This is a genomic window from Halotia branconii CENA392 (assembly GCF_029953635.1).
Lineage (GTDB): Bacteria > Cyanobacteriota > Cyanobacteriia > Cyanobacteriales > Nostocaceae > Halotia > Halotia branconii.
In genome coordinates this window covers 5,955,429-5,979,520 of the sequence record NZ_CP124543.1, presented here as the reverse complement: position 1 = coordinate 5,979,520, position 24,092 = coordinate 5,955,429, and the positions used below count along the sequence as shown (strand labels likewise).

General features: G+C 38.6%; 18 protein-coding genes and 2 pseudogenes. 8 read left to right on the top strand and 12 right to left on the bottom strand.

Annotated features, from left to right (window positions below; all coding sequences use genetic code 11):
• Nucleotides 1-46: 46 nt before the first annotated feature.
• The 4 genes from clpB to QI031_RS26185 all read right to left on the bottom strand — a co-directional run bounded on the left by clpB (nt 47) and on the right by QI031_RS26185 (nt 7,486).
• A complete protein-coding gene (clpB, locus tag QI031_RS26200; protein ID WP_281486126.1) occupies nt 47-2,665 on the bottom strand; it encodes an ATP-dependent chaperone ClpB in 2,619 nt (872 codons plus the stop codon).
• A gap of 279 nt (nt 2,666-2,944) precedes the next feature.
• Nucleotides 2,945-4,258 carry a TldD/PmbA family protein gene (locus tag QI031_RS26195; protein WP_281482506.1) on the bottom strand — a complete coding sequence of 438 codons (1,314 nt, stop codon included), beginning with the start codon at nt 4,256-4,258 and terminating at the stop codon, nt 2,945-2,947.
• Nucleotides 4,259-4,831: 573 nt separating this feature from the next.
• Nucleotides 4,832-5,695 carry a Tab2/Atab2 family RNA-binding protein gene (locus QI031_RS26190; protein WP_281482505.1) on the bottom strand — a complete coding sequence of 288 codons (864 nt, stop codon included), beginning with the start codon at nt 5,693-5,695 and terminating at the stop codon, nt 4,832-4,834.
• 219 nt (nt 5,696-5,914) lie between these two features.
• Entirely contained in the window at nt 5,915-7,486 is a 1,572-nt protein-coding gene (locus QI031_RS26185; RefSeq protein WP_281482504.1) for a YcjF family protein, read from the bottom strand.
• Between the two features lie 321 nt (nt 7,487-7,807).
• Between QI031_RS26185 and QI031_RS26180 the strand changes: the two genes are divergently transcribed.
• On the top strand, nt 7,808-8,332 hold the full coding sequence (locus QI031_RS26180; RefSeq protein ID WP_281482503.1) for a DUF937 domain-containing protein: 525 nt from the start codon (nt 7,808-7,810) through the stop codon (nt 8,330-8,332).
• 92 nt (nt 8,333-8,424) lie between these two features.
• Here the strand turns inward: QI031_RS26180 and QI031_RS26175 are convergent, their stop codons facing one another.
• The 4 genes from QI031_RS26175 to QI031_RS26160 all read right to left on the bottom strand — a co-directional run bounded on the left by QI031_RS26175 (nt 8,425) and on the right by QI031_RS26160 (nt 11,867).
• Nucleotides 8,425-8,949, bottom strand: coding sequence for an IS630 family transposase (locus QI031_RS26175; protein ID WP_281485908.1), 525 nt, complete (start codon nt 8,947-8,949; stop codon nt 8,425-8,427).
• A 47-nt stretch (nt 8,950-8,996) separates the two neighbouring features.
• Entirely contained in the window at nt 8,997-9,497 is a 501-nt protein-coding gene (locus QI031_RS26170) for a helix-turn-helix domain-containing protein (RefSeq protein WP_281480997.1), read from the bottom strand.
• 96 nt (nt 9,498-9,593) lie between these two features.
• The gene (gene trxB, locus QI031_RS26165; RefSeq protein ID WP_281482502.1) at nt 9,594-10,967 is read right to left on the bottom strand and encodes a thioredoxin-disulfide reductase; all 1,374 of its coding nucleotides are present in this window, start codon (nt 10,965-10,967) and stop codon (nt 9,594-9,596) included.
• Between the two features lie 123 nt (nt 10,968-11,090).
• Nucleotides 11,091-11,867, bottom strand: a complete 777-nt coding sequence (locus QI031_RS26160) for an Rpn family recombination-promoting nuclease/putative transposase (protein ID WP_281482501.1) — start codon at nt 11,865-11,867, stop codon at nt 11,091-11,093.
• Nucleotides 11,868-11,954: 87 nt separating this feature from the next.
• Here QI031_RS26160 and QI031_RS26155 point away from each other — a divergent pair, with 87 nt between their 5' ends.
• The 5 genes from QI031_RS26155 to QI031_RS26135 all read left to right on the top strand — a co-directional run bounded on the left by QI031_RS26155 (nt 11,955) and on the right by QI031_RS26135 (nt 16,571).
• Nucleotides 11,955-12,521, top strand: coding sequence for a Uma2 family endonuclease (locus QI031_RS26155; RefSeq protein ID WP_281482500.1), 567 nt, complete (start codon nt 11,955-11,957; stop codon nt 12,519-12,521).
• A 193-nt stretch (nt 12,522-12,714) separates the two neighbouring features.
• Nucleotides 12,715-13,254, top strand: a complete 540-nt coding sequence (locus QI031_RS26150; protein WP_281482499.1) for a type IV pilin-like G/H family protein — start codon at nt 12,715-12,717, stop codon at nt 13,252-13,254.
• 164 nt (nt 13,255-13,418) lie between these two features.
• A complete protein-coding gene (locus tag QI031_RS26145) occupies nt 13,419-15,638 on the top strand; it encodes an O-linked N-acetylglucosamine transferase, SPINDLY family protein (RefSeq protein WP_281482498.1) in 2,220 nt (739 codons plus the stop codon).
• Between the two features lie 190 nt (nt 15,639-15,828).
• Nucleotides 15,829-16,248 carry a XisH family protein gene (locus QI031_RS26140; protein ID WP_281482497.1) on the top strand — a complete coding sequence of 140 codons (420 nt, stop codon included), beginning with the start codon at nt 15,829-15,831 and terminating at the stop codon, nt 16,246-16,248.
• Complete coding sequence (locus tag QI031_RS26135; protein ID WP_281482496.1) at nt 16,236-16,571, top strand: XisI protein; 336 nt, start codon at nt 16,236-16,238, stop codon at nt 16,569-16,571. Before QI031_RS26140 ends, QI031_RS26135 begins: the two co-directional genes overlap by 13 nt.
• Here the strand turns inward: QI031_RS26135 and QI031_RS26130 are convergent.
• Nucleotides 16,568-17,146 carry a Uma2 family endonuclease gene (locus tag QI031_RS26130; RefSeq protein ID WP_281482495.1) on the bottom strand — a complete coding sequence of 193 codons (579 nt, stop codon included), beginning with the start codon at nt 17,144-17,146 and terminating at the stop codon, nt 16,568-16,570. The two genes, QI031_RS26135 and QI031_RS26130, sit on opposite strands and share 4 nt — an antisense overlap.
• Before the next feature lie 75 nt (nt 17,147-17,221).
• Here QI031_RS26130 and QI031_RS26125 point away from each other — a divergent pair, with 75 nt between their 5' ends.
• Nucleotides 17,222-17,530, top strand: a complete 309-nt coding sequence (locus tag QI031_RS26125) for a hypothetical protein (protein ID WP_281482494.1) — start codon at nt 17,222-17,224, stop codon at nt 17,528-17,530.
• 82 nt (nt 17,531-17,612) lie between these two features.
• Here QI031_RS26125 and QI031_RS31880 read toward each other — a convergent pair.
• From QI031_RS31880 to QI031_RS26110, 3 genes and pseudogenes are all read right to left on the bottom strand, one after another.
• Nucleotides 17,613-19,520, bottom strand: a pseudogene (locus tag QI031_RS31880) (FkbM family methyltransferase); the annotation flags it as partial.
• A gap of 1,275 nt (nt 19,521-20,795) precedes the next feature.
• Nucleotides 20,796-22,211 (bottom strand): annotated as a pseudogene (locus tag QI031_RS31805) (glycosyltransferase family 4 protein); the annotation flags it as partial.
• Nucleotides 22,212-22,390: 179 nt separating this feature from the next.
• Nucleotides 22,391-22,795: a tetratricopeptide repeat protein gene (locus tag QI031_RS26110; protein WP_281482493.1), complete on the bottom strand. Its 405-nt coding sequence runs from the start codon at nt 22,793-22,795 to the stop codon at nt 22,391-22,393.
• Between the two features lie 1,063 nt (nt 22,796-23,858).
• Here QI031_RS26110 and QI031_RS26105 point away from each other — a divergent pair.
• On the top strand, nt 23,859-24,077 hold the full coding sequence (locus QI031_RS26105; protein ID WP_281482492.1) for a DUF4327 family protein: 219 nt from the start codon (nt 23,859-23,861) through the stop codon (nt 24,075-24,077).
• Nucleotides 24,078-24,092 lie beyond the last annotated feature (15 nt).

Here is a 24,092-nt window from a genome sequence, read left to right as displayed (position 1 = left end):
ATCTCCTGCTTCCTAATATCTGGAATTTATCAACCGACTGGGGTTATTAACTAGTAAATACCTCAACAGGTAGACGACTAAAGGAAAGACGTTCATTTTGGACATCGACAAAGATGGTGTCGCCATCATTAAATTCGCCGCGCAAGATGGCTTTGGCAATTTGAGTTTCTAACTCCCGCTGAATTGCTCGTTTCAGTGGACGCGCTCCAAATACAGGGTCGTATCCTACTTCTGCTAAAAAGTCAAGCGCAGCATCCGAGAGTTTGAGGGACATTTTGCGATCGCTTAGTCTTTGCCGCAATCTTTCTACTTGCAACTGTACAATCTGCCGCAATTCTTTTTTATCCAAAGCACGGAAGATGATAATTTCATCAATTCGGTTGAGGAACTCTGGACGGAAGTTATTTCGCATCGCTTCCATTACCCGACGACGCATTTCGTCGTAGTGTGAGTTATCGCCAGCGACATCAAGAATGTACTGCGAACCGATGTTGCTGGTCATAATAATGATCGTATTTTTAAAGTCAACTTTTCGCCCTTGGGCATCAGTGACACGACCATCATCAAGAATTTGCAAAAAGATATTAAATACATCTGGGTGCGCTTTCTCGATTTCATCAAAGAGAATCACAGCGTAAGGACGACGGCGAATCGCTTCAGTTAATTGTCCGCCTTCTTCATAACCCACGTATCCAGGGGGCGCACCGATTAACCGTGAAACAGCATGTTTTTCCATATACTCAGACATATCAATTCGCACCAATGCATCTTCGGTGTCGAACATGTATGCCGCTAATGCTTTGGCTAATTCAGTTTTACCCACGCCTGTAGGGCCAAGAAAAACAAAGCTAGCAATGGGACGATTAGGATCAGCTAATCCGGCGCGCGATCGCTGAATGGCATCAGCAACAGCTGTGACTGCTTCATCTTGTCCAACTACGCGGTGATGCAGTTCATCTTCTAAGTGCAGTAGTTTTTCTTTTTCAGATTCTACTAACTTGCTGATGGGGATTCCCGTCCACTTAGAAATAATTTCGGCAATGTCGGCTTCGGTGACTTCCTCACGTAACAAAGATTTGCCAGTTCTTTGGGCGTTTGCTAATTCGTCTTCTGCTGCTTCGAGTTGGCGATGTAAATTTGTTAAATTACCATATTTCAACTCCGCAGCGCGGTTGAGGTCGTAGTTTCTTTCTGCTTGCTGAATTTCTAAGTTAACCCGATCAATCTCTTCTTTAACTGACTGAATTTTGGTAATGATATCTTTTTCAGACTGCCATTGGGCGCTGAGGGTTCTTTGTTCTTCTTTGAAATCTGCAAGTTCTTTTTCTAGTCTTTCGAGGCGTTCACGAGAAGCTGCATCACTTTCTTTTTGCAGAGATAGTTTCTCCATTTCTAATTGGAGAATCTTGCGGTCGATTTCGTCGAGTTCTTCTGGTTTGGAGGTAATCTCCATTTTTAATCTGGCAGCGGCTTCATCTACCAAATCGATCGCTTTATCTGGCAAGAAGCGATCGCTAATATAGCGACTTGACAAGGTAGCGGCTGCAACTAAAGAACTATCAGAAATTTTTACCCCGTGGTGGACTTCATAGCGTTCTTTGAGTCCGCGCAAAATCGAAATGGTATCTTCGACGCTGGGCTGATCGACATAAACTTGCTGAAAGCGTCTTTCTAAAGCGGCATCTTTTTCAATATATTTGCGGTATTCATCTAAAGTTGTCGCCCCAATACAGCGCAGTTCCCCCCGCGCCAACATCGGTTTTAATAAGTTACCAGCATCCATTGCCCCTTGAGTTGCACCAGCGCCAACAACGGTATGAATTTCATCAATAAATAAAACTATATTGCCGCCGGATTCGGTAACTTCTTTTAATACTGCTTTGAGACGTTCTTCAAATTCGCCCCGGAATTTTGCCCCGGCAATCAAAGCACCCATATCTAAAGCGATTAGCTTGCGGTCTTTGAGAGATTGAGGGACATCGCCAGCAATGATCCGCTGTGCTAGTCCTTCGGCGATCGCAGTTTTACCTACGCCTGGTTCACCAATCAATACCGGGTTATTTTTGGTACGGCGAGAGAGAATTTGCACAGTCCGCCGAATTTCATCATCCCGCCCAATCACTGGATCGAGTTGACCTTTACGAGCAGCTTCTGTGAGGTCACGCCCATATTTTTCCAGCGATTGATATTTTCCTTCTGGATTTTGGTCGGTCACTTTCTGGCTCCCACGAACTTCTTTAATGATATTTTTCAGCTTGCCTTCGTCTAAACCAAATTCTTGGAATAAACTTTTGCCAAAGCGATCATCTTTGGCGTAAGCCAGCAATAAGTGTTCAATTGAAATATATTCGTCTTTAAAATCTTGACGATATGCGTCAGCCCGATCTAAGAGTGTATCTAAGCTGCGACCCAAGTATACCGAAGTACTGTTACCTGAGACTTTTGGCTGACGTTGCAAAAATTGCTCGGTGCGTTCACCGACTTTTTGTAAATTAATACCCGCTTTGGTGAAAATGCTGCTAGCTAGACCTTCTTGTTCTAGCAGCGCCTTCATCAGGTGTTCACTTTCTATCTGTTGTTGTTGGTATTGTTTAGCAATATCTGGGGTGTGGGCGATCGCTTCCCAGGCTTTTTCTGTAAATTGGTTAGGATTAGTAGGTTGCATAGGCTGATTGAGTAACCACTCTAGACGCAAGTGCAGAGAGAACAAGAGTCAGCCTTGTTCTTATATGGTCATTGTAGAGATAGAAACACAACTAGCTGGATCGGTCTTCACGTCTTTGTAGAGTAGTATTATCGCCCGTTTTTTGCTGAGTGCTGGAGAACAACGCTATTGTTGTAAACATTATGTAACAATAGCCGTAGCTTTGTGAGAGTAAAAATTATGGACTGGCGGCAGTAAATTCATTTTGAATTTTTAATTCACAAAAGGTCAGAGTCTCAATTAATTATTTCTACTAGTAGTAGATAGTCCCTCTACTATTAAAGACGGAGTATAACAAGAACCATTCCAATCAGCATCGTTACCTAATTGCACCAATTGTTTAATGGCTGTATAGACATTACCTGCAACCATCGTATCTTTTACACGCCCAGTTACATGACCCTTCTGCACACGATAACCTAAATCAATATTGATTGAAAAATCGCCAGAAATGCCACTGCCGTTGCCCAATATTTGATCGACAATTAAGCCATCGTCCAGTTGTTCAATTAAATCTTGTAGTGATGCTGCACCAGGCTGGATCAATAAATTAAATAGACCAGGACTGGGATAGCTGCCTAAATCAGGACGAAAACCATTACCAGTAGTATCAGTACCTAGTTGTCGTCCGGTGGTGCGATCGCAATAAAAATGCTGTAAAATCCCATCTTGGATAAAGACTAAAGGAGTGGTAGGAGTACCTTCATCATCAAAAGGACAACTGTAAGGGCCTGCTTGGGGGTCTTGGTAAAGAGTCAAGTTAGGTGCAATCACTGGTTGACCCACGCGTTCTGCCCAAGGAGAAGCTAACTCTAAGACGCGTTTGCCATTTAAAGCCGCTTGTACAGTACCCCAAAGCATATCAGCCGCTTTAGAAGTAAACAAAATCGGAACGCGGCCATTGGGTGGTGAGACGTTTTCTCTAGCCCAAAGTAACCTTTGTAAAATTTGATCAGCTATTTTCTCAGGTTGCAGGATATCCCGCTGGGTTTGACCATCAGAAACACTTAAAAAATCATCGCCTCGTATCCATTCTGCTGATACATAGCAACTGAGAGTAGTGTCAGTATAGTAACAATCTAGACCGTATGTATTTAAAAGTCTAGTAGTTTCCACATCACATTCCCAATCACTATTGCAAAGAACCTCTGGATAAACATCACGAATTAAAGCGATCGCCTCTTTGCCCCAATTTACCAATACCTCAATAGGTACATTTTTTCCTAAATCAGGATAGGAAGGTTTAGAATAATTGCCCAATTGTATTGGTTCGGGTTGATTAAGTTGACTCAAAGCTAAAGCTCGCTCCACCAGCGCTTGAGCTGAGACATAACCGTAAGCTACCGTCAGTCCTGGCCGTCCATTTCGCCATAGCCGCAATACTGTACCTTCAGATTGGCTGGTTTCTAGCTGCTTGAGACGATTAGCCTCAAAAAACACAGGACGAGAAAGCGATCGCGACTGATAAACCTCAGCTGCTTCTGCTCCAGATTTTATAGCTAGTTCCAGCAGTTGTTCTGCTAGTGTATCTTGTGACAAATTTTCAGCACCCATGACCCTTGGTGAATTGTAGATTTTGGACTTTGAACTGCAAACGAACGCAGAGAATGATCCCAAATCATTGATATCTATCGTGTGTATCAGCAATTGCAATTGTGAAACGCAGACAGACGCAGACAATTATCCCAAATCATTGGTATCTATCAGCGTGTCATGGACGCAGAGAATTATTTCACAAACAGCAATATGTATAAGTATGTATCAGTAGAAGAATCAAAGATAGAATATAAAGCCCGTGAACTTATTTGAGGCATTATTTCAAATTTTCCTCTTATTTAAACCTTTTTTCTGAATTTTTTACCCTTTCTTCAGTTCTTAATCCTTTCTACAACAGTCGTCATCTAACAGGGATTAGGGACTAGGAACTAGGGACTAGAGAAAGAGCAGAGGAGCAGGGAGAAATAGGCAGGGGAGCAGGGGGCAGGTGAGCCAGCCCGGTCTTGTTGTTCCAACAAAGAGGGACTGGCGAACCCGAAGGGAAGCAGGGAGAAATAGGTAATTCCTCTTCTTCATTCCCCCTTGCACCCCGCACCCTGCCCCAATTTTTCTTAATTGCCCTATGCCCCATTACGGTAAACTCACCTCTTGTAATAGCCAAAACCCAGCAAAAGATTCTGCTTGAGGATCAGATTGGACACCAATAAAATGCACACCGTTAGCTTTTTGTTTAGTCTCTTCAAAACTTTTAGCTTCTGCTAAAGTTTGGGGATTTTTAATATTTGCTAAAACCCAACTTTCAGTAGCGCCAGTTTCTAAAATTAATCTCTGTCCTTTGGTAGTATCAAACTTTAAAAAAGCCAACTCCAAACCAGACATCCAACCTGCGATCGGCAATGCTCTGGGTGAGAAAATTAAAACACCAGGAATGCGGGTTTCAGGTGATAATTGGGCTAACTCTAAAGGAAACGCTTCCCCAAAGCCAATTTCCCATTCTGACATTTCTGTAAAATCCGCAGCTTGTAAAGTCACAAATGCCCACTGTTTTCCTTCCAAAGCATCTGGTAAACGCTGGGGTAAAGGTCTTTCTAAACGCACCGAGGGATTCCCCCCTCCTTGATACCCTGGTTCTTGAGGATAAACTGACTCCATCCGCTGTTTTAGCCATTGATTGAGAACTAAAGCGCGGCGGCTAGGTTGAGCTGGAATACCCACATCCTGACAAGCTTTAGTAATCATGTTGTTCATTTGGCGACGGAAAAAGCGGATTTTGATTGGCGCTTCTCCAGCCTTAGTAATTGCTTGCTGTAACGCCGTCCGCAGCCAACCCGAATTGACCTGGGTACTGGGACAATATTCAGCATAGCGAAACAGGGAATCCATACTTTTGCCCACATCCGAAGGACTTTCGCAGATTAAGACTTCCCAAACTTTTTTCTGATTTGCGTCCAGAATCGGACGGGAGTAAAAATCAATTTCCCAAATACTGCCCATGTAATGCCTGTGAAAATCTGGCGACTTGATATTTTGCTGATATTTTCAGGGTAATTGAAACTTTCCGAGATTTTAAAACCCTTCACTAGAATGAAAGATTAAAGCATCAAGTTAAAGTAATTTTACACAATTCCCTAAATAACAGGTTTATAACCTTAATCATCAGTTTACCTTGGATGTGTTTACCACCTAGAAGCTTCTCCCCCTGCCTCCTCGATTTCAGTCTCTCCCCCTGCCCTCTGCTCCCTGCTCCCCTGCTTCCTCGATCGCCTCGGATCTATCTGTTAAAGGTTTGACTACTTTAGCGATCGCTTCTTGCACAAAAGCTTTAATAAATTCATCTCGGCGATTCATTTGAAACTGTCGCTGCACCACTTCTGTCATCCCACCGTCGCCCCAATCTTGGTCGTGACGAAAATATTCAATAAAACTCTTACCAGCAATCCGCGTTAAATAAGCTGCGGTTACGCCTTGAACTGCCCTACCAACAATAAAAGTCGCCGGATTCGTTTGTAAAGCGGTAGATAATAATTCAATGGCTCCCTTGACAATTCCCAAACTGGCGATCGTTTTTGCTAAAGAAAGGGCTAACTCTCGTCCGCGTTCCATATTCAGTTCGCAGCCGTAGACTCTACCAATTTCCACAACCATTTGAGCATTGACAGCAGCGGTTGCTAATAAATCGACAAATGGTAGAGGCGTGACTGAAACTACACCAGCACCAATCCACTGAAACCTTTCTACAATTTTGTCAGCTTGACGACGGCGCTGGCTATCAATGAGTTTACGTGCTTCTTCTCCTAGTCGCAAAGATTGTAGGAGAATGTTATCTGCAACTAAATCTTCACCCTCAGCTCTTAAAATAGCCGCCATTCGTCGCAGCAGAGGCACAATATCTGCTTCTGGCAGGAAGGTTTCGCCAGTTTCTAGCTGTGCAGATTGAGGATTAGCTGCGATCGCTACTACATCACTTGCAGCAATAAATCCCCGTACTCGTTGACGTAACCGGGCAAGAATGACTTCTTTATCTTCATCTGTATATAAGTCAGTTTTGTTGAGGATTAAAAGCGATCGCTTGCCAATTTCTGCTAATCCCCGCAGCGGTTCATATTCTGAACGTCGCAAGTCATTATCGACTACAAATAACAATAAATCTGCCGATGTTGCCAATTCTCTGGCCATTTGTTCCCGTTCTGTTCCTGCTACCCCAGCTTCTAAAATTCCTGGGGTATCTGTAATTAAAATTTTGCGTTCTAAACCCTTCAACCGCAAACAATAGGTTTCTCCTACTTGGGTTGTTCCCATTGGGGCATCAACTTGACCTACCATGCGTCCCATAACTGCATTCACCAGAGAAGTTTTGCCAGCACTTCCTGTCCCAAATACCACTACTTGGATTTCACCCCGTGCTAAATTAACTTCAATTTCCCGCGATTTACTTAATAAAGCTTGGCGTGCTACTTCATCTTGAATTTGTCCTACTTGTTGGCGCACAGCTTGTAGTGTCGTAGAAGCCGCATCAGATTTAGCAGCGGGAATTTGTGCTGAAGTCACACGATTGCGTTGACGACGCGATCGCTTTTCCCCGGCTTGAATTACCAGCACATAATAAACAAAAGCTGCAACCAAAGCCCCTATGAGTACAATCAACAGCAGCAACAGCAAATTACCCAGCAGCGGCGAATAAGACAACTGCCAATAGAGGCGTGAAAGGGAATCAATCAGCCACAGGGCTAGCCCCAAAATGACGATTAGACCAACAATCAGCGTGACTATGCGCGACAGAGGCATGGATGGCAAAATTTAATGGTTATGAACGACGCAGATGCTTTTAATATTAATCGAAAGCGGCTTTAGGGAATGGGGAAGAAGCAGGGGAGCAGGGGGAAAGGAGCCGAAGTATGGGGCATTGAGAAAGCGTTAATGTTCAATACTCTTTCTTTGCCAAGTCGGTTGGTGATCTCAATCCATTTCTTTAAGGAGTGGGCTTTCACGCCGACTTCTTGTAAAGTACACCCTAAGACAGGCTGGTTGATGTTGTCTGAGACTTACAGTCTGAGCAGCTTTCAGGTTGGTCTTAGGAAAGAAAAAACACAAAAACAAAAGAAACTTATGGGACTTTTCGATCAAATTCTTGGTGCTGTCGCTAATCCTAATCAACAAGGCAGCTTAGGTCAAATCGGTGGTATTATCAACGCTGTCGATCAGTTGAGTAATCGGACTGGGGCAGATTCCTCAACAATACAATCTATGTTGGGTGTTGTGGGTAATTATGTGCGCTCTTCTTTACAACAGCAGCAAGCTACAGGTGGTAACGAACAAGCTCAAGCTTTAGTAAATCAATATGGCGGCACTTCTGAAAACCCCCAAGCTGTTAACTCTTTATTTTCCCCAGCGATGCAGCAACAGGTGGCTAACGTTGCTGCCCAACGTACCGGATTAGATGCTGGTACAATCCAACAATTGCTGCCTTTAGCAGTACCTTTAGTATTGAATTTCTTGCAATCTGGCGCGAATGCTCAAAATCCTCAAGGTGGCGGGAATCCTGTACTAAATTCCTTTCTAGATGCAGACGGGGATGGCGATGTCGATATTTCTGATGCGATTCAAATGGCTAGTCGGTATATCAAACGGTAATTAACTAATTAGATCGAAAAGCCAGTAGAGAATCTTTATATCTGCTGGCTAATGTTTTCCAAACAAAGAACTTGAGCAGTATTTATACCATTTCACGAAAAGCCTGATACAAATAAAGCATCCAGAATAAAACCCCAACCTGTAATATTCGCAACAATTGATGTGTTTAATTCCTCAAGACGTTGCCAAATAACTGTTCTTAACTCGTCCAAATTAGCAAAGCATTCCCAACTTAAATTCCTTTTTACTTCTTCCCATAAACGTTCAATGGGATTGACTTGGGGAGTATGTGGAGGTTGAAATAATAAAATAATATTTTCTGGAATTTTAAGAGTCTGGCTTAAATGAAAAGCACCATTGTCTAATTGAAGTATGTGTATATCTTCCGGATACGTAGCTGCAAACTGTTCTAAAAAGATATTGAAGCAAGCTGTGTTGAGATGAGAGAATTCCCAAATATAATACTCACCAGTTAACGGCTCTACTAAACCATATAAATAGAAATTTTCTCGTTTCCATTGCATGATGCCAATAGGTTTAATGCCACAAAGCGTGATCAGTCTTCCTAATTCTGTTTTTAATCCTACACGGCTTTCATCACCACACCAGTATCTAATTTCTTTATGTTTATCTTTTGGCTCTATGACGTGTTTTTTTATAACTTCTAGGTATTGTGGCAGTTTTTTTTAAATTCTAATTCTGCTTCTTCATTGTGTTTTATCCCTACTGCTCTTGGTACTTTTAACTTCGCTTTCATTCGATAGCGTACTGTATCATGTACTACTTTATACGACGCTCTCACACCTTGAACCGCTTTCAACCATGTTCGGATTTCTTCATAGCTTTTAAATCCAAATGGCTGTTCAAGTTCTTTTAAAAGTTGTTCTTTGGTCGAACCATCAATAATTGGCGGTCGCCCTGGACTTTTTTTTGTTGACAATAGACCGTTTATTCCCGACTCTGTATATGTTTTTAACCATCTTTGCACTGTCACTCTTTCTCTGCCTACGACAAAAGCTGCATCCTGTACCGTTCTTACTTGCCCCATTTTCAGTAAATACAAAGCTTGAACTCGTTCACGGCTTGATGCTGTTTTCTGTTTGACGAGCAGTTCATGCAACTGTTGGACTGATTCTTTTATTTCGACTTTGGTGACTCCAACCATTTTTACCCGTTCATATTTATTCCTAATTTATCTGTATCATACTTTTAGTGAATTGGTATTAGCTGATGCGATCGCTTGCTTTAGTCTAAAGTCCAGTTAGAGATTACTTTCAATTAATTGGCGATATTCACTCTTTTGCTTCACACCTTTAACTTCCTTCAATAAATCTTGATTTTTGAAGAATTGAATTGTTGGTGTCCCGGTGACATTAGCATTCTCGGCAATATCGCGATCTTTGTCGATGTCAATTTCTACAAAGTGGATTTGACCGTCAAATTCATCTACTACTTTATTGAGAATGGGTTTGAGGGTATGGCAAGGGCCGCAACCTGGAGAGACGTATTTGACAACAAGTAGGCGATCGCTTTCATGGAATAATTTCCGTAAAGCATAACCCCCCTCATGGCGCGTTACTTGTAAATTAAATCCAGCTGCTTCCTCTGCTTCAGTTTTCTTAGCAGCTGGCTGATGTTCTAATTCATTAGCTGGTGTTTCCGGCTGTTGATGGAACTCTTGAATTAAACCAGTGGAAGACAACCAACGTTCAGCTAGCATCGCCGCCATACAGCCAGTACCAGCAGCTGTAATTGCCTGACGAAATTCATGATCTTGGACATCGCCAGCGGCAAAAACGCCTTCTACACTGGTTTCTACAGTCCCGTGCTTGGTGACAATATAACCCACTTCATCTAGTTCTAGTTGTCCTGTAAATAGTGAAGTATTGGGAGTATGACCAATCGCGTAGAACAAGCCTTTAGCCTGTAGTTCGCTTTCTTCATTAGTCTGATTATTGCGAATTTTCACCCCAGTCATGTGACCATCACCGAAAATATCCACAGCTTCTGTGTTCCAATGCACTTGGATTTTTGGGTTACTCAAAACGCGGTCTTGCATAGCTTTAGAAGCCCGCATTGTATCAGAGCGTACTAACAGATTGACTTTCGAGCCGTATTTAGTCAGGTAAATTGACTCTTCCGCCGCTGAGTCACCAGCACCAATCACAGCCAATTCTGCACCGTGGAAAATTGGTGTTGCACCATCACAAATTGCACAAGCCGAAATACCGCGACTCCAAAATTCATGTTCGCTAGGTAAGCCTAAACGCTTGGCGGTTGCACCAGTGGCAATAATCAAGCTGTTGGTTTTAATTTCTCTTTCATCTGAGCGCACAGTGAAAGGGCGCTGGCTTAAGTCAACTGAGATCACATCCTCAGTATATAACTCAGCCCCCCAGCGCTCCGCCTGCGCTTTCATCTGATCCATTAGTTCTGGCCCCGTAATACCTTGGGGAAATCCAGGAAAGTTTTCTACTTCTGTTGTTGTCATCAGTTGTCCACCAGGCAAACCTCCCGCTTGGAAACCTTCAAATACAACGGGTTTGAGGTTAGCTCGTCCTGCATAGATGGCAGAGGTGTACCCTGCTGGGCCAGAACCGATGATTACTAAGTTTTCTACAGTCGGGTTAGCCATAAAAGTTAAACGTACTCATAACGACTACGTTTAATATAGCAAACTTCAGCTAGTTTTGCCACGAGATGCTACAAGAAAATGTGGCTGCGATCGTCAATACAGTTTTGCGTGATTAGATTTACGTTATTCAGGCTGTTGTTGCAGAGATTTTCTGATAGTTTCAACATCTAATTCCAAAAATTCAGCTATCTCTTGAATACTCATCCCTCTATCAATGCATTTTGGAACTAAACTTAACTTTGTTCTTTCTAAAATGCTTTCAAACAACCGAGTATTTTGAAATTCGTCTAAATTCAACATGGCTTCAATCTCCTCGACGCTAAGAGTGGGGAACTTGTAAAATATGATGGTTTGGATAAATGCTAGCACTTTCTTTTGCAGATGCTCGTCAGTTAAGTTTTCTCTCGCTTGATTAATTAACTCCTGAGCTAAGGAAGTAGCTCTTGTAGGTGTTTCCGTAAATAACTTGGCAATTCCTATACCCAAGTAATTATCAGTACTAGTATCAAGTTCATTTAAATAAATGCAGCGCAAATGTTGTTCGATTAAAAACCGATAGCGTGGGTGTGGTTGAGCTTCATGGATGCGTTTGTCGTAAATAACAATTGCATACCAGTCTGAATTGGCTGGTTGGTATTGACGGAAGTAAACAAAGATTTCGCCGAATAACCGTTCGTAAAATTCTTCATCTTTGTAGGTTTGCAATTCTACAAAGTATAAAGGTTCGTTTTCAAATCCTTCAATAGTGGAAAATAAACCGTCTAAACGAAATGATTGTTGCTTGATTTCAGGTGCAGTAAATATGTAGATATTGGGATTAGTATCAGGTTTACCAATTAGTTCAAAAAATATCTGCGGAAGTTCTTTAATAAGTTCATAAAATATTACATCTGTTTTCATACAGTTGCTTTCATTTTAATATCATATATTGTAGCTTTCGTAGGTTGCGGTACGTATGATAAATATAGAAGTATTTTCTGTGTTGTTATGTTATTAACCATTAAAGATTTAGAGCAATTACATACAGAGCATCCAGAATGGCAAATGGAACTGGTAGAAGGGAAAATTATAGTTATGGGGCCATCAGATTATGAGTCAGAAGAGATTGGCGGTCGTTTAATTACGTTTTTAAATAACTGGATAATGTCGCGTAAACTAGGGCGAGTAACTGGTTCTAGCGCAGGTTTCATATTACCTAGCATAAAAGAGGGTGACTCAGAAAAAAGAAACCTACGTGCGCCTGATGTGTCTTTTGTGCGGGCTGACCGATTAAAGAAGACAAAGCGCGACTTTGTAGAGTTGGTTCCAGATTTGATGGTTGAGGTAAAGTCTAAATCAGACAGAATTAAGCCAATTGAAGAAAAGATTCAGCTATTTTTGCAACTTGGGTCTACAGTCGGTATGTTGATTGACCCTGACAAATTGACAGTAATGGTTTATCGGCTTAACCAAGCCCCAATGATGTTGCAGAGTGGAGACATACTCACATTGCCAGAATTGCTACCGGGTTGGGAATTGGAAGTATCAGAACTGTGGCCACCTGAGTTTGATTGAAATATTCAGTAGAAAGCAGGAGATCAACCTGACTTTTCCATTGCTAAGAATGACATTATTAGTAAATATACGTAAATATAGCTTGAGCAAGAAAGTTTTTTGACTGAGGTGATAGATCAAAGATCGCAACTGGGTAATTTATTTCTAGAAGACAGCGATCGCATTCTACACCCCAAACCACAGGAGAAACCCCATGCTCAAGCCAGAATTACAAGCTAAATTCCTCAGCCACCTCAGTAACCGTAAGAACAGAGAAGAAGAAGGTTTTACTCTAATTGAACTGCTAGTAGTTGTAATTATTATCGGCGTACTAGCTGCTATTGCATTACCTTCACTACTAGGTCAGGTTAATAAAGCTAAGCAGTCAGAAGCTAGAAACTACACAGGTACAGCTAACCGTTCTCAACAAGCCTTCTTCTTAGAATATCAAAGGTTTGCCACCGACCTCTCTGAATTGCAAGTTGGTATTAAAACACCATCTGATAATTTCAGCTATGATATCCAAGTTAACGGTACTGCGCCTAATGCTGCCCAATTTAGAGGACAAGCCACTAAACCTGCGCTTAAATCTTACTATGGATTAGTAGGTACAATCTTGGGAAGTAGTGCTACCTCTGAGGCATTGACAGTAGCAATAGCATGTGAATCGAAAGCTCCTTCTCAGACAGTAGGTGCTATCACTACATTTTCTACAGCATGTGATACTGCAAATTACGTTTCTTTGTCTAGGTAATAAGATACAAAAGTTTTCCTGCTTACACTTTTGAGCAGTCTCAGATCAAAGTTTTGTTTTATTGGGTAGTGTTTTTACACATTACCCAATTTTTGTAATTTGCTCACTCTGAAATTACTTTTCTAAGAAATTCTTTCATATCCCCTAATATTCTAAGTTGCATTATGCTCTCTTTAACTTCACCAACCCAATTGCATCAGCACGCTGAAAAATATTTACTAGCAGGAAATTACAACCAAGCTGCTAGTCTTTATGAAGAAGCAATTACCATAGAACCTAATATTAAATCCTACTATTGGTATTTAGGATTAATATTATTGTTACAAGGGCAAGACGTAGAAGCCCAAACAACTTGGTTAATGGCAATAATGCAAGGAGAGCCAGAACAAGTTGAGGCTTGGAACAGCGAATTAGTCAAAATTTTGCAAACAGAAGCTGAACGCCGAGAAAGGATAGAAGAACATTCAATTGCAGAAAAAATTCGGCAAAGTATTAAAGAATTTTCTCCTCAAAATATTCATAACTTATTGCACTTACTACAGTTAGCCATCAAGTTAGAAATTTATACAGGTGAAAATTTACAAGAACTAGAGATAATTGAAATTCTCCAATCTGAGCCAAGAATAGAAGTCAATTTAGAATTATTGCTTGAATCGCTTAAAATTGTTTTAGATTATGCACCGAATCATCCCTCAACCTTAGATTTTGTTGAAGCCTGTTTACCATATTGCAAAGATAATACCCAGGCTTTACTAATTACTTTATTGCCAGCCGCCTTAGACATTGGTTATTCTCAAAAACAATTTGGTGTAGCAGTACAGTTATGCAAACTGTATTTACAATTAAGTCCTAATAATACAGAAGTCATCGGTCATTTGGCTAGCCTATATCAAAATGCAGGTGAATATGAAAAAGGTATAGAAGTTGCTAAGTTATTCTTTTCTTTAGTAGAGGGACTGGCAGATCAAGTTTTTGCTAATCGCCAAATTCTGCGAGGATTAATGACAGCAGGTGGACATTGGGAAGAGTCTTGCTCTATACATAATAGGCAAGAATCGTTAGTAAAATTGCTCATTGAAGAAAAGCCTGTACAACTTGATGCTGCTAGAATAGCCAGATTATTTAATGCTAATTTTTTTACTCCTTATATTAAAGATAATCCCATTAACAGCCGCAGCATCCAAAATCAATTAATGCAGATTTGTCAAAACAATGTAGATATTTCTGAGCAAAAAATAGTCAATCGGTACTTTCAAGGTAACTTAGCAAGAAAAAAACAATTTGAAACTACCAAAAAATTAAACATAGGATATTTATCACATTGCCTGAGAAGTCATTCTGTGGGTTGGCTAGCACGATGGTTATTTCAGCATCATGATCGAAATAAATTTCAAATTAATGGTTATTTTATTAATACTAATCCACTATGCGATCCATTGCATGAATGGTATCTTACTAAAGTTGATAAAACTTACAAATCAAATGAATCTTTGCAACTTGCTGAACAAATTTATCAAGATGAAATAGATATTTTAATTGATTTAGATAGTATTACTTTAGATACCACCTGTGATGTTATATCCCTCAAACCTGCACCAGTTCAAGTCACTTGGTTGGGTTGGGATGCTTCAGGTATTCCAGCAGTAGACTATTTCATTGCCGACCCTTACGTTTTACCAGATTCAGCACAGAAATATTACAAAGAAAAAATTTGGCGTTTACCTCAAACCTATATAGGTGTAGATGGATTTGAGGTCAGTGTGCCGACAGTAAATCGTGATCAATTAGATATTCCTGATGATGCAATAGTTTATCTCTGTGGACAAAGAGGTTTTAAGCGACACCCAGATATTAGCAGACTGCAATTACAGATTCTTAAAGAAGTTCCTAATAGCTATTTCTTGATTAAAGGAATATCTGACGAAAAATCCATTAAAAGCTTTTTTGAAGAACTAACAGAAGAAGAAGGTATAGATTCTTCAAAACTGCGGTTTTTGCCAATTGTATTTTCTGAATCAATTCACAGAGCTAATTTAGGCATTGCTGATATAGTCCTAGATACCTATCCTTATAACGGAGCTACAACCACTTTAGAAACATTATGGATGTGCATACCTATGGTAACGCGAGTAGGTGAACAATTCGCCGCCCGTAACAGCTATACCATGATGATGAATGCTGGTATAACAGAAGGTATTGCTTGGACTAATGAAGAATACGTTGAGTGGGGTATTCGGTTGGGTAAAGATGAAGCCTTAAGACAGCAAATTGCTTGGAAGTTGAAACAATCAAGAAAAACATCACCTCTATGGAATGGTAAGCAGTTTACCCATGAAATGGAAAATGCTTACACCCAAATGTGGCAAAAATATATTAGTTCGTAGTGAGAACTTCAGTCCTCATCTTGGAATAAGCCTTGAAGTGTTTACTACAAACTTTCAAAATTAGGTATCAACTCTATTTGGAATGATAAAGTTGATACTTTTTTCGCGGGATATTTTTTTTATCGTCAGGTGTCTGAGGAACTTACCGAGCATAGTATTATAAAAATAAGAAATATAATTATGGATAGATATGTCTGCTAGAGATATCTTTCTTCAAGTGGTTAAACGAGCTTTACAGAAGGATGGTTGGTACATAACTCACGATCCACTGTCAATTAGTGTTGGTGGCGTGAATGTCTCTATTGATTTAGGCGCAGAAAAACTGATTGCGGCAGAACGAGAAGGAGAAAAAATTGCAGTCGAAGTCAAAAGTTTTTTGGAGAAGTCATCTGCAATTTCAGAATTTCATACAGCATTGGGACAATTTATCAATTATAGAGGCGCACTGAAACGACGGCAGCCAGAACGTGTTTTATATTTAGCAGTACTTTTGACAACTTATACAACATTTTTTAAACTTGATTTTCCTCAAGCCATGATTGAAGAAAATCAAGTCAAAATGATTATTTATGATGTAGAACAAGAGGTAGTTGTCAAATGGAAAAAGTAGCAAAATATCGCCAGATTATACAGCAGATATTACAGGACTATAACAAGCAAAAGACTGTTAGCGGCAATATAGAAGTTGAAAATATTTTTGATATAGAACGCGACCATTACCAAATACTACATATAGGCTGGGAAGGACAAGAATGGGTACATAGTTGTATCATCCACATTGATATTAAGAAGGGAAAAATTTGGCTTCAATGGAATGGAACAGAGGATGATATTGCAGCAGATTTAGTTACTATGGGAGTTCCTAAAGAAGACATTGTGCTAGGTTTTCAGTCACCTTTCATGAGGAAATTCACAGAATATGCAGTAGGTTAATTCCAGACAATTTGTAAGTCTAAAGTAAAACCAAGTAATACATCTTCTCCAGATAAACTTGTAGGAGATTCTAATACTTCTTTTGGTCGCCCTTGTCGATAAATTTCTACACAGCGTGTTTTTCTATTAATAAGCCAGCCTAGCTTGACTCCTGCATTCATATATTCTTGCATTTTAGCTTGTGTCTCGCTCAAACTATCAGATGGAGACATTAGCTCTAAAACAAAATCGGGAGCGATGGGAGGAAATTTTTCACGTTGTTCTGCTGAAAGAGTGTTCCATCTGCTAAGTTCTATCCAAGAAACATCAGGAGAACGGTCTGCGCCATTGGGTAGTCTAAAACAAGTAGAAGAGTCAAAGACTTCACCCAGTTGTGTTTGTTCGTTCCACAAAACAAATTTTGTAGTAAGTTTAGCGTTATATTTTCCAGTTTCTCCTCCTGTAGGGGGCATTACTATTAATTCTCCGTTGACATTGCGCTCAAATTTGATATCAGGATTGTCTTGACATAGTTGATAAAATTGATTGTCATTCAGCTTGACAACATGGTTAAAGTTAATCTTAATAGCAGTCACGGCAATATTTTAATATATGGGTGTAGTCTTGAGATATAAAAGCCCTAAATCCGATCTTAGTTCACAAATAGAGACATGGAAACAATGAAGTTGCGATGGCTTCGCCAACGCCAAAGGCGAACGCATATTGGAGACGATGGTATATTACAAATCCACACTCCTACTGATTTTAAAGATACATCTGTCGAGGTAGTACTAGTTGTACAGCCTTTACCAGATGCTTCTACTGTGAGATTAGAACAACCGCAATATAACGCTTGGGGAAAAGCAACGACGAAAACATCGATAAGCAATGCAATTGCTAGAATGCAACAGCTGCGGCGAGAAGTGGCACTAGAAAAAACTACAATTCGCTCGATGGTAGAAGAGGGACGAAGATTTTAAATGTAGTTTGTTTTGGATTGTTCTGTAGCAATTAGCTGGTGTTTAGGAGATGAAAATTAAATTTAAAAATAAAAAACTGCAATTACGGATATACTTCATAATTTTTAATAAAATGATTATATTCAGACATAATGTGTGAAATAAGATAACTATATTTACTAGGAAAAGCAACTATATCTGTATAATAAAACGTATTGTTTTGCGTATATATATTATTTAATAAATACTGATTAATTTGTTCTACATTAAATGAGGAACCTCCGTAAAATAAAGGATTTCCAAAATTATCCATAACAATATATTTTTCATAATTTATTGTTGACAACTGTTCCAGTAAATTTTTTGCAATTTCTGTATCTTTTAAAGATGAAATCTCATTTTCCCAATACAATATAGGACTATGTTCTTTTATTACATCTATAGAAGATAATAAAATTTCAAAATCAAACCCATCAGTATCAGTTTTTAAAAAAATACATCTGTCTAAATTATTATTATTAATAATAGATTTTAAAGAATCAGACTTCACAATATTATTTTCACTTTCTATTGCTCTCACTGTACCTTTACTTTTTACTAATTCTACATTTTTATAATCGTTTCCTGATACAAAAGAATTTACAAGAACAGTTCTATGCCTGTACTTTGAAAGATTATGTTCCATAATAGAAAAAAATTCTTTATCTGCTTCTACACATAGAATAGGATTTGAGCAATATTGCAACATCAGAGCAGTTGTATCACCAATATTTGCTCCAATATCAATTATAAAATCTTGACTATTTGGTAAATATTTAGCTACAACACTAATGAACTTATCATAAAGTCTAAACCTACTTTGATAGTACGGCAAAGGATGATCGCAAGGAAGACTTATTGGTATTTGTTTAATATTATATGTAATAAGATTTTTAAATATTTTGTCTCTCATTTGATTTCCTTGTTTTGATATAGTATATAGTTGATTATTCAAATTATCAAGTTGACAAGATAGTAGTTTATTTACTGGCACTTGCGTTAAAGTTTGTTTATCTTCATGATCTAAAATAATTCTGGCATAGATATGAGGGAGTATAGTTTGCCATTGAATATAATTCAAGTTTTCTACCAAAAAAAAATCTAATCCTTCAGTTATATCTAAGTCTTCTTGCATCAGCAGGTTTATGGTTACAGATGATAATAACAATTCGACATACTCTAAAGTAAAATTATTGATGTTAATTATTAACGTAATTTTTTTACTATTAGGATAAGTTGCTATTGTCTTGATCACTTGTTCTAATTCTGAAATTACTGATTCTTCTGATTGCGACCAGTCAGGGAAAATTATTAAGTTGATATCTCCTAAGCGGAAATTTTGATTCAGAGTATCTGTAATATAATTACTGGAAATTTCCTGGAATAAGCTTCCTATTTTAGCTGAATAAGAACGACTATTTAGAAAAATAGGATTACCTTGCATTTTTTCCTTAATTTGTGCGCTCTTTTGTTGACGTAATTCAGGATTATTACCCAATGCAATCGCTAGTTTAATATAATCTTCTTCGTTGTTAGTAATTAAATCATATATTCCAAGCTCTTGTAGAAGTGATGCTCCTTTGCGAGAGCGAGAAGTTTCTGTTTCCATTACCACTGTTGGTAAAGCTACTTCTAAAGGATCTATGAGCGAAGTCATACCAGAGTAAGGATAGGAATCTAAGTAGATATCGCTTATTTTTAAACGTTCTTTAACATCAGCACGGTTTGGTGCTGGTTCAAGAATAAGTAATCTATCTTCACTCAGACCATGTTTAGCAAAAGTATTAACTATGCGCTTACGGAAAGCAGTACAAGGATAAGAAGATGACCAATTAGGATTAAACGGATAAAGTAACAGTACAGAATTAGGCACGTTGGCAATTATCTTGGCCCAAGTTACTTCTTGTTCTGGAATTATTTTGTAGTAATTAGCTCCAGAAACATAAACTATCGTATTCTCATTAATTCCCAAACTTTCCCGGCAAATATTTTTGGTAGCTAGAATTTGCTCTTCTGTTGCGAAATCAAAACATTGAGGAGGACAATCTAATGTAATTAGCTTTTCTGTATAATGTCTTTGGGCATTTTCTTCAGTTTCAGAAAGCTGACTCGAAATATAGTAATCTATATGACGCATACCTGTTGTTACAGGTGAATTAGCGTCAACCATCTGGATTCGAGCTAGTCTATGCAAAGAAAGCAAAGTAATCTGATGAGTAACTGCGGTAATGTTTGTAGCAATGAACAGAATATCAAGGTCTACTTCTCGGATAGTTTGTACTTGAGTAACTAAATCTGCCGGAAGTTTGATAATAGTGTCTGCATGACCAAAGCAATGTCGTTCTAAACGATGGTTGTTCGCGTTAAAGGTAAAAAGTATTACTTCAAATAAATCTCTATTTAAATATTTATATACTGACAAAGCAGCAAAAGTTTCTGTTTGTGGAAGAAAATGGTTAGCCAGAATACCTAACTTAATTTTTTTTCTTTCAGGAGATCTTTCTGCAAAATCGTAGTCAATACTATTAAAGGATTTTTGCAAATGTATTTCGATTATATTTGCACGTTTAGTATAGATATCTTTTAAATTTTCTTTATTGAAATATAAAGGAATAAAGTTTGCTAGTTGGGTAAAATACTCAGCTATATTCTGCCAAAATTCAGATTGAGGATTATTAATAATATTTGTATGGAGATAACTAATACAACGCTCCATGTATTGATAATAATTATCGACTTCACCTATTTCCTGAAAGTAAAGAGGAGATTTTAAGGTAAATTCGAGATAGTCATAGAGTAACCAGTTAGGTATTTGAGTCAAATCGTATATCAGAGGTAACTGATGAGGACGACAATAGAGCATTGCTACCAACAGATATTGAATAGCGTTCGATTCATCAAATCCTTTAGCAACTTTTGCTAATACTTCAGTGATAAAGCCCTGTTCACTTTCTGTTAATGATTCATGCTTTATTCCACTATGAAGTAGGATCTTATAAGCTTCACCATATTTTGTCTGGTATAGTCTATAAATTTGATTTTTCTCTTCGCTTAGTAATAATTCAGTTACTTGTTTTCTTAATAGTCGTAACTTTTCTAGATCAGACTGAGAATTTTGATCTTGTTGATATTTTTCTACAAGTTCGGTTAAATTATTGTCTAAGTGATAATGTATAAAATCATCGATTTTAACTTCTTCTATTAAAATATTAGATTTAATTTCATTTTTAATTTTTTGTTGCAAAGTCACTACTGCTTGTTCATTTTCATATTCTAAAATTATTCTCGCTGTGAGACGAGGTAATAATGCCGTCCATTGAATATCAGAGAAAGACCCTAATAAAGATATTTTTAATCCTTCATTAATGTCTAAATCTTCTTGCATCAATAAATTCATCGTCACACCAGATAGCAAGATTGCAGCATCCTCGCTATTAATATCATGTGTGTCGATAATTAAGGTGGTCTTTTGTCCGTTTGAACACTCAACTAAGGTTTTAATTACTTTTTCTAGATCTAAGCTGATTAATTCCTCTGATTGCGACCAATCTGGAAAAACAATTAAATTAATTTCATTGAGGTTTAAATATAAAATAGAAGCATCAACAAGGACAGCACTTACAGTGTTAGCCATTTTTGACCAAGAAAAATTTTTAGCTTGTGCTAAACCCGCAGCAATTAATGATTGACGAATGTTTGGTTTTTGTACTTCACAAAGTGCATTTGCTAGTCCATTAACATCATCATGATTGACATATATTGCTGCTTCTCCAGCTACTTCTGGAATTGAGGAATTAGGACAAGTAATTACGGGACAACCACAAGCCATTGCTTCAACTAAAGGCATCCCAAAACCTTCATATATAGAAGGATAAACTAGTGCCACAGCGCCAGAATAAGCTGTTGCTAACTCTTCATCACTGAGTTGTAATGTGTGAACAACACTACCTGATGTATAGGTTCTAAGCTCAGGTGTTAATGTATTGTTGCTTCCTGTCAAGATAATATCAAATCCATTGCTGTTAACAAGTTGTGCAAAAGCTCGAAAAAATAAAGCGATATTTTTATTGGGGCTGTCAGCACCTACTAAAAGTAAATAAGGTTTGTTAATTCCATACTTTACCTTAAATAAATTAATACTTACCTCAGATACTGGCGAGAATATTTGATGATTAACTCCATTTTTAGCAATTACTACAAAGTCTAAGAAAATATCTGAAAAACATTTTACTAAATCTTTTGCTGTATTTTTTGAAACAGCAATATATGCTACTGCATGTTTAATTCCATAGTGTTTTGCTTGCCACATGGGATTCTCTAAATTCCATCCTAAAAGTTCTGGTATCATGTCATGTGCCATGAAGACAGAAGGTGTTGTAATCGGCGTTGTGTAGTAAGAAGAAATAAATACATCTGCATCTTCTTCATCACATATTTCCTGTAGTATTGCTCGATCAGCATCAAGATTACTGTAATTATAAGCAGGTACAGTGCGGTATCTAATACCAGGAATCTTAGGAGCGGTTCCAGCACGATCAAGCACAACTATATGTTTGGAAAAACCGTTAATTGCCCATTGTTCTAGTAAGGATATCCAGACGCGTGCAATACCACTTTGATTGAGTTGAAAAAATACAGCATCAACTAAAATGATAGGCTGCTCTAAGTTTGTATTCTCTATATGTTTAAATCCTTGATTTAGTAAAACATCTTCAAAGTTTCGAGCATAAGAAATAAATGTCATTATTACTAACTTTGCTCCTATAGATATTAAAAATTTAATTGAATGAGCATAATTTAGGCTAGCTTGTCTCATTAGACAGTAGCAATTAAGTTTTTTGCTTATTTATCTACTGAATCGCTCTTACCCTGCTGCTTCTTCATCTGTTCCAAAAGCACCTTATAATCTTGCCTATCAGGATATTGTTTCACCAACTTCTCTAAAAGTTCTCCAGAACCCTTAGTATCCTTCAACTGCAACCGGAGTAAAGACAGTTTTTCTAGTGCAACTTGGTTGTTTGGTTCTCGTTGTAAAACTAGTTCATAACCCTGTGCCTGTTGTTGCAATGAAGGCTCAGTAGATACAATAGCTGGCTGATGAGACTGACTAGCATAATTTATTAAACGAGTGACACCAAATCCCGCCGAACCTATTAAAGACACGATTGATACAATCGATAAAAGCTTTTTTTTCTTCTCAATCTGCTTGGCACGAGTAGTTAGGTAATCTTCCTTAGAACTAGTCATAGCTCACTGGTTGCTGTGGTAAATACTTAGATGACAGCAATCTCTAGTTATGAGAGTACCCATCGCTTCACAGAAACTAACATCGGAATTACAAATTTTTTACACTTAGCCCAGACTCAATATGAAAAACTCCACCCACAAGGGGATGAAGTTTTGTCAGTGGTCAGTTGTCAGTAGTAAAGCGAAAAATCAAGCCAGTCTCGTGGATGGCTCTGTCACGCTAGTCCTCACAACGGGGAGAACCCTCACAAGCAGCTGGCTCGACTTGAGAGAACTGGCGCTGTGCGTCAAGGTTTCCGGCAACAGAACTTGTCAAGACAGCGAAAAATCAAGCCAGTGCAATCTTCTTTTTACAGCCCTTCTCCTAAAAGAGACGCTACGCGTAGCTTGCTTCCTAAAAGGTAGGAGCATTCTACGGCAGGTAATAGCTCTCCCTCATCAAAAAAAACTAATAACTGACCACTGACAATACTTCGACTTCGCGGTAGTTGAGCGCAGCCGAAGGGCGAAGTCGAAGTAGTCGAAACTCAGTGCATCGCTGACAACTGACCACTGACGACTGACCACTGACAACTAACAACTGACCCGCCTTAAGAGAAAAATTAAATTAGTATAAAGATTTATAATGAATGTGTTTACCACTAGATGTTTGCGATATTGTAAATAACGTTTAAGTATGCACGACAAATATTTTTTCACCATTGCTTAAAAAACTTCAAATCCGCCCGAATTATATGGTTTTTCCAACCATTGCACAGGTTCTGGTCTATAAACAAAATAAAATTTCGCCAGTCGTTCCCATTTGTGTTAATGCAACTGTATGGGACGACTGATTTTTTCGTTAGCAGTCGCGATCGCCCCTTGGCAGAATTTTCAGTTTTGTGGTGGTAATTACCGTACAAAACCGAATTTCCTGACAAAAGAGTCGAGTTTGTTATGGTATAGTTAAAAAGTTAAGACTAGCTTTGCCAATTACAAAACTCTACGCATCTGTGACAATTGCAAAACGGAAAGCAGTTTTGATCAAGAATTTACTAAACAAAATCAGAATTTAATTTAGTTTATGACTAAGCAAGTGATTCACCCCATGGTGAAATTGCAACGTAATGTGCAATCACTAGTGGAATCCGATATTATCAAACCAACTGATAGCATTTGGAAGATAGCTTTGCTATATGGCAATGAATGGCAGCACTGGAAGCAGGAACTGCTAGACTTTGGATTCAGCACGCAAGACCCAATTAGCGAATTGCTATCTGTAGAAGCTTGGGACGAAGAGTAAGAGGCAGGGGAGCAG